Annotated in this window: 15 protein-coding genes; 7 read left to right on the top strand and 8 right to left on the bottom strand. The window is 39.1% G+C overall.

The window, feature by feature from the left end:
• The first annotated feature begins 27 nt into the window (after positions 1-27).
• From rlmH to FTV17_RS00855, 3 genes are all read left to right on the top strand, one after another.
• On the top strand, positions 28-510 hold the full coding sequence (rlmH, locus tag FTV17_RS00865; RefSeq protein ID WP_179997776.1) for a 23S rRNA (pseudouridine(1915)-N(3))-methyltransferase RlmH: 483 nt from the start codon (positions 28-30) through the stop codon (positions 508-510).
• Between the two features lie 100 nt (positions 511-610).
• Positions 611-1,387, top strand: a complete 777-nt coding sequence (locus tag FTV17_RS00860) for a class III extradiol ring-cleavage dioxygenase (protein ID WP_179997775.1) — start codon at positions 611-613, stop codon at positions 1,385-1,387.
• 153 nt (positions 1,388-1,540) lie between these two features.
• On the top strand, positions 1,541-2,317 hold the full coding sequence (locus FTV17_RS00855) for an META and DUF4377 domain-containing protein (RefSeq protein ID WP_179997774.1): 777 nt from the start codon (positions 1,541-1,543) through the stop codon (positions 2,315-2,317).
• Positions 2,318-2,367: 50 nt separating this feature from the next.
• On the opposite strand, the gene gdhA is transcribed toward FTV17_RS00855, so the two are convergent.
• Complete coding sequence (gene gdhA / locus FTV17_RS00850) at positions 2,368-3,711, bottom strand: NADP-specific glutamate dehydrogenase (RefSeq protein WP_179997773.1); 1,344 nt, start codon at positions 3,709-3,711, stop codon at positions 2,368-2,370.
• A 340-nt stretch (positions 3,712-4,051) separates the two neighbouring features.
• On the opposite strand from gdhA, the gene FTV17_RS00845 reads away from it, so the two are divergent.
• Both FTV17_RS00845 and nth read left to right on the top strand, forming a co-directional pair.
• Positions 4,052-4,843: an RnfABCDGE type electron transport complex subunit B gene (locus tag FTV17_RS00845; protein ID WP_179997772.1), complete on the top strand. Its 792-nt coding sequence runs from the start codon at positions 4,052-4,054 to the stop codon at positions 4,841-4,843.
• Positions 4,844-5,545 (top strand): endonuclease III, encoded by a 702-nt coding sequence (gene nth / locus FTV17_RS00840; RefSeq protein WP_179997771.1) that lies wholly within the window; start codon positions 4,844-4,846, stop codon positions 5,543-5,545.
• On the opposite strand, the gene FTV17_RS00835 is transcribed toward nth, so the two are convergent.
• The 4 genes from FTV17_RS00835 to FTV17_RS00820 form a co-directional block, all read right to left on the bottom strand.
• Entirely contained in the window at positions 5,542-5,694 is a 153-nt protein-coding gene (locus tag FTV17_RS00835; RefSeq protein WP_179997770.1) for a hypothetical protein, read from the bottom strand. The two genes, nth and FTV17_RS00835, sit on opposite strands and share 4 nt — an antisense overlap.
• 76 nt (positions 5,695-5,770) lie before the next feature.
• The gene (gene adk / locus FTV17_RS00830; RefSeq protein ID WP_035268488.1) at positions 5,771-6,430 is read right to left on the bottom strand and encodes an adenylate kinase; all 660 of its coding nucleotides are present in this window, start codon (positions 6,428-6,430) and stop codon (positions 5,771-5,773) included.
• A 75-nt stretch (positions 6,431-6,505) separates the two neighbouring features.
• Positions 6,506-7,822, bottom strand: coding sequence for a membrane protein (locus tag FTV17_RS00825; protein WP_035268489.1), 1,317 nt, complete (start codon positions 7,820-7,822; stop codon positions 6,506-6,508).
• Positions 7,823-7,886: 64 nt separating this feature from the next.
• Positions 7,887-8,402, bottom strand: coding sequence for a hypothetical protein (locus FTV17_RS00820; protein WP_179997769.1), 516 nt, complete (start codon positions 8,400-8,402; stop codon positions 7,887-7,889).
• A 236-nt stretch (positions 8,403-8,638) separates the two neighbouring features.
• Here FTV17_RS00820 and mrdA point away from each other — a divergent pair, with 236 nt between their 5' ends.
• The gene (mrdA, locus tag FTV17_RS00815; protein WP_179997768.1) at positions 8,639-10,756 is read left to right on the top strand and encodes a penicillin-binding protein 2; all 2,118 of its coding nucleotides are present in this window, start codon (positions 8,639-8,641) and stop codon (positions 10,754-10,756) included.
• Positions 10,757-11,308 carry a 16S rRNA (guanine(966)-N(2))-methyltransferase RsmD gene (gene rsmD / locus FTV17_RS00810; protein ID WP_179997767.1) on the top strand — a complete coding sequence of 184 codons (552 nt, stop codon included), beginning with the start codon at positions 10,757-10,759 and terminating at the stop codon, positions 11,306-11,308.
• Between the two features lie 4 nt (positions 11,309-11,312).
• On the opposite strand, the gene FTV17_RS00805 is transcribed toward rsmD, so the two are convergent.
• The 3 genes from FTV17_RS00805 to sucC form a co-directional block, all read right to left on the bottom strand.
• The gene (locus FTV17_RS00805) at positions 11,313-11,720 is read right to left on the bottom strand and encodes a hypothetical protein (protein WP_179997766.1); all 408 of its coding nucleotides are present in this window, start codon (positions 11,718-11,720) and stop codon (positions 11,313-11,315) included.
• 149 nt (positions 11,721-11,869) lie between these two features.
• On the bottom strand, positions 11,870-12,760 hold the full coding sequence (sucD, locus tag FTV17_RS00800) for a succinate--CoA ligase subunit alpha (RefSeq protein ID WP_035268498.1): 891 nt from the start codon (positions 12,758-12,760) through the stop codon (positions 11,870-11,872).
• A gap of 12 nt (positions 12,761-12,772) precedes the next feature.
• Positions 12,773-13,939: an ADP-forming succinate--CoA ligase subunit beta gene (sucC, locus tag FTV17_RS00795; protein ID WP_179997765.1), complete on the bottom strand. Its 1,167-nt coding sequence runs from the start codon at positions 13,937-13,939 to the stop codon at positions 12,773-12,775.
• Positions 13,940-13,984 lie beyond the last annotated feature (45 nt).

The following is a 13,984-nucleotide window of genomic DNA, read 5'->3' as shown; positions in this document are numbered from 1 at the left end:
TCGTGAAACTTCTAGTGACACATTTTCATGAAAATTCGTATCTTGACCATTGGTCAAAAAATGCCAGCATGGGTTCTTACTGGTTTTGAAGATTATTTCAAAAGAATTCAACCTTTTGTACAAACTCAAATTGTTGAGCTTCCTATGGCGAAACGCGGAAAGAATGACTCTGAAGCTGATATTTTAAAATACCGTAATATCGAAGGCGATAGCATTTTAAATGCACTGAAAGGAAATGAACTTTTAATTGCACTTGAAGTGGGAGGAAAAGAGTTTAATACAGAAAAATTAGCTGAAACCATGAAAGGTTGGATGCTTGAAGGGAATGATGTTGTACTCGCGATTGGTGGACCTGATGGACATTCTGATGCAGTTCGTAAAGCTGCTGCTTGGCACTGGTCTTTATCTAAATTAACGCTACCCCACCCTATGGTTCGCATTCTGTTGATTGAACAACTGTACCGTGCCATGAGCATTAATCATAACCATCCGTACCATCGTGCTGGATAATCGTTCCGAATTTGCAACATGATGTTCAAATTTAAATGGTTACTCTGACTTCTAAAATTTGCGATGATCACCTCATACATCTAAGAATGGAACCACCCTCATGACTATTCAAACGCTACCTGGCTTATTCATCTCACATGGCTCTCCAATGCTGGCTTTGAATCCTGAACAGGTTGGTCCAGCTTTACATCGCTTGAGTCTCAATTTGCCCAAACCTAGAGCGATAATCGTCATGTCTGCACATTGGGAAAGCAATGCACTCGAAGTAAGTACGGGGGCTAGACCTGAAACATGGCACGATTTTCGAGGTTTCCCAGATGAACTCTATGAAATTCGCTATCCTGCCCCTGGTGCTCCAGATGTTGCTGAACAAGTTTTAAATTTATTCGCTGAGGCACAAATTACTGCACATGCCAATAGTACACGACCTCGTGATCATGGCGTATGGATGCCTTTATTACATATGTATCCAGAAGCTGATATCCCCGTAGTCGAAATCTCTTTACCCATGACGATGTCTGCTGAAGCGATATTTAAAATTGGTCAAGCTCTCGCTCCATTAAGAGATCAGCAAATATTATTAATTGGCTCTGGAAGCATTACCCATAATTTAAGAGAGCTTGCTTGGCATGGTGAAACGAGTGAAGTTCCAGAATGGGCATCAACTTTTAGAAACTACGTAGTACAGAAGCTAACTCATTCGGATTATCCTGCTGTGTTAGCGTGGAATACGATTCCTTATGTTCATCGTAACCATCCTACGATAGAACACTTTGCACCTTTATTTTTCTCTATGGGCACTGGTGATCGTTTTAGCATTGTACATAGTAGTTTCACCATGGGTGCTTTAGGAATGGATATTTATCGCTTTGATTGAGAGAAAATAAAATATCATTTTTCAAATAACCATCACGAATTAATCATCGATCAATGGATACATTTTGATACTGAAAAGTGCAGAATGTATCCATATTTTTTTAGATGTCCTGCGTTATCCTTCCCCTGATCAATACAATTTAGAAAACTTGTTATGAAATTAAAATTAATTGCCTTGGCTATTTTGCCTATCACACTTGCTGCGTGTCAGACTTCCGATCTACAAAAAGCTGGGGATTTAGCTGTGTCTGTGCTTCAACAACAAAATGCTGATCAAACTCTCGCTGCATACCAATGGCAAGCCAATCCACAAAATGCGGCTCAACCAATCACTTTAAACTTCACCGCTGATAAAAAACTTTCAATACATACGAGCTGCAATACTTTATTTGGCGGGTTTGAGCTAAAAAACAATACTATCGTAGCGGCTCAACTTGCATCTACCATGAAGGGATGTAATGGTTTGGCTGCCGAACAAGAACGCTTTACTGGAAATCTATTTTCCCAAGCTGCTGTTCCTTTCGTGCTTAATTTAAATGATCGTGATAATCCAACGTTGACTTTGGTACAGCCGAATGGTGAAAAGATTATATTCACGGGTAAAATGACACCTGAAACAAAATACAAAACTCAAGGTGAAACCATATTTCTTGAAATTTCGCCAGAAACTAAACAATGTACTGGTGTAGCTCCCCAAACTTGTCTACAAGTCAGAGAAATAAAATACAACGATAGTGGTATTAAAACACAAGTCGATAAAGACTGGACTTTATTCTACGATCAAATTGAAGGTTTCTCTCATAGTCCGAATGAACGTCAAATCATTCGTGTAAAACGTTATGAAATTAAAAATCCTGCTGCAGATCAATCAAAGTATGCTTATATTTTTGATATGGCTGTAGAGCGTGAAGCTGTAAAAGGTTCTCTATAAAGAATAAAAAACCGAGGCTGAGCCTCGGTTTTTTATTTTTAAATATATTCTTAGAATACACCCTGAGCTAACATCGCATCAGCAACTTTTACGAAACCAGCAATATTCGCACCATCTACGTAATTCACAGTACCATCTTCTTGAGTACCGAATTTTACGCAGTTACGGTGAATTTCTTTCATGATTGCATGTAAACGCTCATCTACTTCTTCGAAAGACCAACCTAAACGAAGCGCATTTTGAGACATTTCAAGACCAGAAGTTGCAACGCCACCTGCATTAGATGCCTTACCTGGAGCATATAGAATTTTTGCTTCAACGAATTTTTCAACTGCAGCAAGTGTAGAAGGCATATTTGCGCCTTCAGCTACGCAAATTACACCATTTGCAAGCAATTTATCTGCATCATCAGCATCTAATTCATTTTGTGTAGCACATGGAAGTGCGATATCACACTTAATACCCCAAGGACGTTGCCCTTCAAGATATTCAAAACCATGCTTCGCAGCAAACTCAGAGATACGACCACGTTGAACGTTTTTAAGCTCCATGACTTCAGCTAAAAGCTCTGGAGTTAAACCATCTTTAATGTATACAGTACCAGCTGAATCTGAAAGTGAAACAACTTTTGCACCTAAATACATTGCTTTGTCAGCAGCAAACTGAGCAACGTTGCCAGAACCAGAAATTGTAACTACTTTATCTTTAAAGCTTTCGCTACGAGTTTTTAGCATTTCCTCAGCGAAATACACTGTACCGTAACCAGTTGCTTCAGGGCGCGCTAGTGAACCACCGAAAGTTAAACCTTTACCTGTAAATACGCATGAAGTGTCATTGCTGAGCTTCTTCATCATACCCGCCATGTAACCTACTTCGCGGCCACCAACACCAATATCACCCGCAGGGATATCTGTGTCTGAACCTAAGTGGCGATATAACTCGATCATTAATGCTTGGCAGAAACGCATAATTTCGCCTTCTGATTTACCTTTAGGGTCAAAATCAGAGCCACCTTTACCACCACCCATTGGTAATGTAGTTAATGCATTTTTGAAAGTTTGTTCAAAACCTAAGAATTTTAGGATTGAAAGGTTCACTGAAGGGTGGAAACGCATACCACCTTTGAATGGACCAATTGCTGAGTTGTACTGAACACGGAACGCACGGTTAACGTGTGTTTGACCTTGATCATCAACCCAAGAAACGCGGAATTGAATCGCACGTTCAGGTTCAACTAAACGTTCTAATAAACCATGAGCTGCATACTTAGGGTTCTTTTCAATAAAAGGCCATAAGCTTGTCATCACCTCTTCAACAGCTTGAAGAAATTCTGGTTGATGTGCATCACGTGTTTTAACGTAGTCTAGGAAGTCGTTAAGGCTGTTGTATTTCAACGCTTAATCCTCAGCAGAAAATGGATCAAAATTGGTCAAAATTTCAATATATTGATAAGTTTTGGCGCAAAGTATTAAATATCTTTTACAGGCACTGTACAATAGTTTTCATATTTTTTTTTAATATTTTTTTAATTTCAATTACTTAATTATAGCATTTAATAATTTTTAATTATCAAATTCATTACTTTTAATTATAGATTAATGCTTATTCGGCGCTTTTATTGCGCAATAAATGACCCATAACAGCGCACCCCAAACTAACATTAATCATGTTAAAATCATTCATATTTCGCACCTATGATCGATCTCCTTTTCGCTTTATTAAGTTTTAACGTACATGCACGCACAAATCTCATTGATACAACAAGTTGATGCTTTCCTACCTCAAACTCAATGTGGCCTATGTGGCCACCGTGATGGTTGTTTACCTTATGCTAAAGCTATTGTAGAAGGAGAAGACGCGAATAAATGTGTCCCTGGCGGCCAACCTGTCGCTGACGCAATTGCTCACTTACTGAATCGCCCTATACTTAAAGCTGAAGAAAGCGTTTGGCCAATTCAATCTGATGGTCGCCCACAGCGTATGAAAGCGATCATACGTGAAGACGAGTGTATTGGTTGCACTAAATGCATCAGTGCTTGCCCTGTAGATGCCATCATTGGATCAGGAAAGTTAATGCATACTGTTTTAATTGATCTTTGCACTGGATGCGAATTATGTATACCACCTTGTCCAGTCGACTGTATCGATCTTGTTGAAGATTTACAGCCCATACCAAATGAGCAATCCCGCATTCTAGAACAAAACGATCTTAGAAATCGATATTATGCTCATATTCAACGTGAGGAAAATCGCAGACTTCATCGCAAAGGTCCTGTTGTTAAAGCTGAAATTGATACTGCACTTTTTGCTCAATTTTCAAAACAATTACAATCCGTACCTACTATTCAAACGATAGAAAAAACAGCACTTCATAAGACATTAGATGCAAAATCTACAATCGAACTTGCCAAATTACGTACACAAATTAAAAAGCTTGAAAAACAACTTGCTGTACGTGAGAGTCTCGATAAGCAAGAGCAACTCAATACTTTATATGAAAAACTCAATTCAATTGAGGGTGTTTAAATGAACGTTAAAACACCTAAAACTATAAAAAACATGACAAAAAAGCAAATTCAAATTTTTTTTGAAAGATTAAGAGCTCAACGTCCAAACCCTAAAACAGAGCTGAATTATTCTTCACCCTTTGAGTTGTTAGTTGCTGTAACCTTGTCAGCACAAGCCACTGATGTAAGCGTAAATAAGGCCACAGATAAGCTTTTCCCTGTAGCAAACACACCTGAAGCAATCTATGCCTTAGGTGTAGAAGGATTAAAATCTTATATTAAAACAATAGGTCTCTATAACTCTAAAGCTGAAAATGTCATCAAAGCTTGTGAAATATTGATTAAACAACACAATAGTATTGTTCCTAACAACCGTGCTGATTTAGAAGCACTTCCAGGCGTAGGTCGAAAAACTGCAAATGTGGTATTAAATACTGCTTTTGGTCAACCAACCATGGCAGTTGATACCCACATCTTTCGATTAGGTAATCGTACTGGACTTGCGGTAGGAAAAAATGTACTCGAAGTTGAACACCGTCTAGTTAAAGTGATTCCAAAAGAGTTTATTGTAGACGCTCATCATTGGTTAATTTTACATGGACGATATTGCTGTATTGCGAGGAAGCCAAAGTGCAACGAGTGTGTTGTGAGTGATGTGTGCAATTGGCCTGAACGTTTCGAATATGGAGCGATAAGACAAATCGATTTAAAACAGATTTAACGATCAATAGATTTTCTTAGTTCTTTTTTCTCTTTATCTAATTTCATCTGTGTTTGACTATCGCGAAGTAATTTAAAACTTATAAATACCAAAAAAGACAATACTGCCAAGCATGCAAGCATCAATAAAATAATGGCAATATTTTGCACTTGTTTACCTTCACATCATAAAAAAAGAATCCCTAATATGACTTAGGGCTTCTTTTTTGTCAAAGCTGAATAATGATTATTTAGTTTGATCTAAAATTGCAAAAAGTTCTTTTTGAACTTCTTCAATAGGACGAAGTCCATTCAGCTTATCATACGTTGGCGCATTTTCACCTGAAGCTGCACGACCTTGGTAAAAGCCAACCAACTGTTCAGTTTCAGTATGATATGAACCTAAGCGCTTACGAATTGTTTCTTCTTGGTCATCTGGACGCTGAACTAAATCTTCACCAGTTTCATCATCTTTGCCTTCCACTTTTGGTGGGTTGTAAACGATATGATAAACACGACCTGATGCTGGATGTTGGCGACGACCCGATAAGCGTTTAACGATTTCTTCATCAGGCACATCAATTTCGATCACGTGATCAATATCAATGCCTTCTTTTTCCAAAGCTTCAGCTTGAGGAATCGTACGAGGGAAACCATCAAAGATACAACCATTTGCACAATCTGGTTGTGCAATACGCTCTTTAACCAGACCAATAATCAGTTCGTCAGAAACTAGACCACCATTGTCCATTACAGATTTTGCCTGTAGACCGAGTTCAGTTCCTTCACGAATTGCAGCACGGAGCATATCACCGGTTGAAATTTGTGGGACATTGTAGCGCTTGCAGATCAACTGAGCTTGAGTACCTTTACCTGCTCCAGGTGGTCCGAGTAATATAATGCGCATAAATAAACATCCTCATTTTAACTATATCGACGATACTTGGTTAATGTCTTTGGCAGGCACCAATCCAGCATCAATTTATAAGAAAGCCACAAATAAATGAATCAGACCCGCGAAGAAACCTGTTACCCCACCTAGCACAATTAAGATCCATTCGTCTTCCTGGAATGCAGGACGTAATAGATTTTGAAACTCGCGCGGCGTTAATTCACGGATACGTTCTTTAAACATTTGATAGATTTTCTGTGCGCGGCTCGCATTAAAAGCTGGGTCGCATACAGGCACCATCGTAATTTCAATTGAGCGATCGATCAAGTCTGTCTTGAGTTTTGCATACTCTTTTGGACCTAAAGATAGCTGTAATGATGTACGAACCAATGGTGTTTCCATGATTTCATTGATATGACGTTTAACAATACGGCGTGTTTTGTCTTTTTTTCCACCATACATCATTTCCATCATAATAGATTTCAATGTAATCAAATCTTCAGTCACTACACGGGCAAATACATCAGATACTTCTTCTTGGCGCTTCATAAACGCACCTTGAATATTATAAGAACCAATGCGTGGAATGACAGGTTTTATCCAAGGGAATTTACGATCTTTCGTTAATTCAAAGAATTGTGGATAACGTATATAGTGTGGTTCAACTGGATTAAATACCATCCAAATTGCAATCCAATTTGTTAAAAAGCCCCAAATTGCTGCCCAGAATGGTACAGTCCAATGCCAAGGCACGACAAACCAAACGATCATTTGGAAGATACCAAAGAACATACCAATTAATGCACTGATATGCCAAATGAAGTTAATTTCTTTTTGACCCACTTTTAGGAACATATTGACCATCAATTGACGGTCGCCTTCCATTTGACTCACTACCATCGCACGCATATCCACGAGCGACTCAACATTTAAAGTTAATTCGGTTACGAGCTCTTTCAAAACATTTGGAAGTTGCTTATGTGCTTGCGCATAAATACGTCGCTTGATTGAGTAAGGTAAGTTTTCCCATAGAACCGCATTGCGATCCATCATCACTTCATCAATTAAGTGCTCTAACTCAAAGCCAACCTGTTCACCAATGATACGAGCAGTATCCTCGGGATCCATCGCATCTAAGAACTCTCGTAAGGAGCCAAGTTTTGATAGTGTATTGTCGGTAATAATACCCGATATACGTCCTGCCTTACGTGGAACAATTCCTTGCCATCCCACCGGAAGCGGACCTAAGTGAAAACCCCAAAACTTAATTGGATAAAACACCATCTTGAGTGCCATCCAGACGTGAGCCCAAGTCACAAATGCGGTTACTGGGATAATACTCAGTACTGCATAAAAATCAGGTCGATTGACGAAGGCTTGCCACAAATCACTCACATATCCAAACATTCATGACTCTCATATTCATATATCTAATTGCAGTCGAACTTGAGGTATAAAACCATAAAGCTTTCTAAAATCCTACACTTAAGGTGTAAGCAAACTGTAGTTCTGGTTTAGTTTCAAAAATCACTTGGTTTCCTTGCGTGATTTCCTCTCCTGCTTTTATCCCTACACTAAATGTACTAATTCTTTCTTTATTCAGCATGACATAAGATAAATCTATACCACCACCGAGTTGAGATTCCTTTTCACCATTGACTGTTTTTGATTTTAGATGACCAGCAAATGCACCTAAATAAAATCCATTTAAGTCCTTAGTTCCGAGAATTATTGGGTAACGAAAACCGACTTGAGCGCCCACATCGTGGTCGTCATTTAAGAAAGCGCCAAGCTTTCCGTATCCAATAGCGTATGGAGTGACGTATTCTAAATTCCCATGCGCTAACCGTTGTGTAACACCAGCACCCACATTTATTTTAGAAAATTGCTCTGGTTTCAATTTTGCTTCAGGATAAAACGATGAAAAATCTGCGTATGCTAAATTCCCTACCCACATCACGACAGCAAAGGAAACGATTTTTCTCATTATTTTCTCCATTCTCTCAAACTGAGAACAATATTATTATTCATCCATAGTGCTTCGACTTTAACAGAATAATTTTCGTTCTTATATACAACAAGCTTTAAAATTAGTGTCTATTTGGTCAAATTTTAATTTTTATAACATACGAACTATTTATTAATTTTTCAAATTTTATAGTCAATCTGAGTTAAAATACTTTGATATAAAGTCAGCTTTTACCCGCAAAAAAGTAAAGATCTATGAAGCAGCAGTTCCCACTGAAGAATGTACAACAAGAAAAGCGAATTTTTCGCAGTCGAGTGGTTTTTGCTATTTGCGTGGTAATCTTTTTTTTACTTGTTCTATTGTCTCGATATGCGTATCTGCAAATTGTGCATTACGACCAGTTTAAAAATGCATCGGACAAAAACCGAATTCGTTTACAACCGATTTCCCCTGCACGCGGTTATATTTTTGATCGTAACGGCATTCTACTGGCTGACAATTATCCAGTTTTTACGGCTACATTAAGTAAAGCGGATGTGCATGATATTGAAGATACGGTAGAACGCCTTAGAAAGATTATTGACTTGAGCGAAGAAGACATCGAACGCTTCATGAGTCGTGTGAAAACCGCAAAAAAGACTGAACGTGTAACGCTTAAACTAAACTTAACTGAAACAGATATCGCCAAATTTAGCGAAGTAAAGTTTAAATTTCCTGGTGTTTCTATTGAAACCCAAATGACGCGTTATTACCCACATGGTGAACTATTTGCCCATGTTATTGGGTATGTCGGTCGTATTAACGACAAAGAACTCAAAAGCATTGATAAAGATGCTTACGCAGGTACAAACCTGATCGGTAAAATTGGTGTAGAAAAATTTTATGAAGACCTGTTGCATGGCTCACCTGGCTTTGAGTCTATTGAGACAGATGCTTTCGGTAATGTCTTACGGAAATTAGGGCGTAAAGATTCTGTACGCGGTAATGACCTCTATTTATCACTTGATTATGGTCTCCAAACCGTAGCTGCTGAGCAACTTGCGGGGCGTCGTGGTGCAATTGTTGCAATGGATCCACGTACAGGTGAAATTTTAGCGCTCGTTTCAAGTCCGAGTTTCAACCCAAATTTATTCGTAACCGGTATCAGTCATACGGACTACAGTGCACTTCGTGACAATTTAGATCAACCACTTTATAACCGAGCAGTTCAAGGGACTTATCCACCAGGTTCTACCATTAAGCCTATGGCTGCATTAGGGGGTATTCACTACGGTATTGTCGATTGGTCAACTGCTATTTCAGATCCAGGTTATTTCCACTTACCAGGAGACTCTCACAAATTCCGCGACTGGAAAAAAACGGGGCATGGTGTAGTCAATATGCATAAATCCATTGTTGTCTCTTGTGATACTTACTATTACGTTCTTTCTTACCAGATGGGGATTGATCGTATGAACACATGGATGCGTCAGTTTGGATTTGGTGAGAAAACGGGTGTAGACCTTCCTAGCGAAAGCACAGGCTTGTATCCTTCGCCAGAATGGAAAATGCGTACTCGCAATTCTAAATGGCTCAAAGGTGAAACAATCTCAGTCAGTATTGGGCAAGGTGCATTCACTTCTACCCCTTTACAACTCGCGATGGCAACTGCAATTACCGCAAATCATGGTGCCCATGTTACACCGCATGTATTGCGTGAAACCAAAGGAACAAAGCAATTCAAAGTCCACAATGCACCAGATTATAAAATTGCCTTCAATGGTACTGATGAAGATTGGATTAAGATGCGTGATGCCATGGTAGATGTGATCCAATCTGGAACAGGTAAAGGGATTCGTGGTGGACTGCAATATCAAATTGCGGGTAAAACAGGTACCGCTCAGGTCAAGAGTATTGCGCAAGGTAAAAAGTATAACGAAGCTTTATTAACTGAACGTCAACTCGATCACGGCTTATTTGTAGGCTTCGCCCCTGCCGACAACCCAGAAATAGCGATTGCAGTGATATGGGAAAATGGTCGTGGAGGTTCAGGAGCAACCGCGCTCGCACGTCCTGTATTAGATTATTGGTTACTCCATCGTGATCGTAAGCCAATAAAACCGATGAATCATGTTGTCAGCGGCGGCTTAATGACAGCAGGCATTAAGCCTGGTGAATTACCTAGCGGATCTACTAATTTGTCAGCCGATCCAAATGCACTTCCTCGTGAACTCCAAACATCACGTAACAGCAACAGTGCAACGAATGCAACGAATGCAACGAATGCAACGAATGCAACGAATGCAACGAATGCAACGAATGCAACGAATGCAACGAATGCAACGAATGCAACGAATGCAAACACTGACACTCAACGTAACACGAGTCAATAAATGAAAAATCAACTCCGCATCATTGGTGGTGAATGGAAACGCCGTGTATTACCTTTTGCCCCTATTGAGGGTTTAAGACCAACACCAGATCGTGTACGCGAAACTTTATTTAATTGGTTAATGTGGGATATTCAACAAGCGCAGGTGCTAGATGTTTGCGCTGGATCTGGTGCATTAGGTTTTGAAGCGCTATCTCGAGGGGCAGCTCATGTCACGATGATCGAACCTAATTTAGAGCAAAATAAATTTTTAAAATCAAACTTAGCGCTTTTAAATGTGAATAATGCAAAACTGATTCAAAGCACTGCCCAAATCGCGCTAAAACAACTCTCAAACAATCAATTCGATGTAGTTTTTTTAGATCCTCCCTATAGTTTAAATCTTTGGGAGGAGTTGGCTTCATTGATTGACCCAAAACTCAAAGCAGATGCATTTATTTATGTCGAAGCCGATCAACCATTGTCATCACTTAATCTACCTTCTTCATGGCACCTCATAAAAGAAACCAAAGCTGGAACAGTTAAATCAGGCCTTTATCGAAAAATAGATTAGACATTTAAAACGTCTGATTCCAAAAAATCCGAATCAATCTGCCTCGATCGTAGGGAAACGAGGATAAAAACTCGTACCCTATCGTTTGATTCTGTTTCAGCAAATACTCAACACCATATCCAAACGTAATGCTTAATTGTTCCAGATTTGATAAGTCAAAATGACCTGTATCAAGTTTATTCTTCAATTCATTCCGATCAAAAGCTGTGAAATTAAAAAACTTAATACGTTCGGATTGAAAAATTGAATGCGTCAATACATCAAATCTCGAATATTCTTTCTCATTTAATTCTGCAATCTTCGTCTGTTCACTATTTAAATCTTCTATGGCAGGCTCATAGTGAAGTTCTTGCTGAGCTTCAAAAAAATTAAAAATGAGATTTTGATCATTTGTATTTTCATCATGATCCAAGGAATTCGCGTGAACAGCAGAAATTGAATAAAACATCAAAGCTTGTAAATAAAGTTTTAAATTTTGAATCATATTAATTTTACGTTTCTATATCATATTATTATGCATGAAAAAAAGCCTCCACTCAGGAGGCTTTTTTACTTAAAGCATTAAGCTAGACCTTTTTCTTTAAGTACTTCTAGCATCGTTGAACCAAGTTCAGCTGGGCTACGTGTATATGCCATTCCAGCACGTTCAAACGCAGCGAATTTTTCTTCTGCCGTTCCTTTACCACCTGAAATAATAGCACCAGCATGACCCATTCGCTTACCTTTCGGTGCAGTCACACCAGCAATATAACCAACAACAGGTTTGGTCACATTTGATTGGATATATTCTGCCGCTTCTTCTTCAGCTGTACCACCAATCTCACCAATCATAATAATTGCATCTGTGTCTGGATCATCTTGGAACAGTTTCAAAGCATCAATCTGATTCATACCAGGGATTGGATCTCCACCAATACCAATACACGTTGATTGACCTAATCCTAACTTCGTAGTTTGTGCAACAGCTTCATAGGTCAACGTACCAGAACGCGAAATAATACCGATTCGTCCTGGCTGATGAATATGTCCTGGCATAATACCAATCTTACATTCACCCGGCGTGATAACACCTGGACAGTTTGGACCCACTAAGCGAGTGCCATTTCCATTGGTTTCTAGATAGCGTTTCGCTTTCAGCATATCAATGGTTGGTACACCTTCAGTGATAACAACAATCAGTCCAACGCCAGAGTCAACTGCTTCAACGATAGAATCCAATACAAATGGCGCAGGAACGTAAATGACCGATGCATCAGCACCAGTCTCTTTCACTGCATCTTTCATTGTATTGAATACAGGTAGATTTAAATGAGTTTGACCGCCTTTACCTGGAGTCACACCGCCCACAACCTTAGTACCATAAGCCAAAGCTTGTTCTGAGTGGAATGTACCATTTTTACCCGTAAAGCCCTGTACCAATACTTTAGTGTCTTTATTAATTAATACGCTCATGATTGATACTCCTTATGCTTTTACTGCAGCAACAATTTTTTCTGCGGCATCAGATAAGCCGTTTGCAGAAATTAGTTTAAGACCAGATTCATCAAGTAATTTTGCACCTAGTTCTGCATTATTCCCTTCTAAGCGAACAACAACAGGCACTGTTACATTTACTTCTTGAACCGCTGCAATAATTGCTTCAGCAATCATGTCACAACGCACAATACCACCGAAGATATTGATCAGCACACCTTGAACTGACTGATCCGCTAAAATGATCTTGAATGCTTCAATTACACGCTCTTTCGTTGCGCCACCACCTACATCCAAGAAGTTTGCAGGTTGACCACCATAGAGTTTAATGATGTCCATGGTTGCCATCGCAAGGCCTGCACCATTCACCATACAACCAATATTACCTTCTAAAGCAACATAGTTAAGGTCAAACTCAGATGCCTTAAGCTCACGCTCATTTTCTTGCGATTTATCTCTTAAAGCAGAAACTTCTGGCAAGCGATATAAAGCATTCGAATCAATACCAACTTTGGCATCGACACACAAAATTTCACCGTTTTCACGGACTGACAATGGATTAATTTCAAACAATGCGAAATCATTTTCTACGAACGCTTGATAAGCTGCAGACATAATTTTAACAAATTGATTAATCTGTTTATCTTTCAGCTCTAAAGCAAAAGCGACTTTACGAGCTTGGAATGGAAGTAAGCCAACCAATGGATCTACTTCAACTTTAATAATTTTTTCTGGAGTTTCTTCAGCAACTTTTTCAATTTCGACACCACCTTCAGTAGAAGCCATGAAAGTAATACGACGAGATGAACGATCAACAACTGCGCCTAAATACAATTCACGCTCAACTGGATAGACATCTTCTGCAACGAGTACACTGTTAACTGGTTGCCCATTTGCATCCGTTTGATATGTAACTAAACGAGTACCAATAATTTGCGAAGCATATTCTTTTGCTTCATCAGCTGACTTAACGACTTTAACGCCGCCAGCTTTTCCACGCCCACCGGCATGTACTTGTGCTTTCATAACAGCGAATTTTCCGCCTAGCTGTTCAAATGCTTTTACTGCTTCCTCTGCATTTGTAGCGATGATGCCTTCCTGAACTGGCATACCATATTTTTTTAACAGCGATTTCGCCTGATACTCGTGTAAATTCATTGTTTTACCTTTTACTACTTTTCACTTTTTATGACACACCAATAT

It is taken from the genome of Acinetobacter sp. YH12239 (genome assembly GCF_013417635.1).
GTDB lineage: Bacteria > Pseudomonadota > Gammaproteobacteria > Pseudomonadales > Moraxellaceae > Acinetobacter.
The sequence above is the reverse complement of the archived record's forward strand: the minus strand, read 5'-3'. Positions and strand labels throughout refer to the sequence as shown.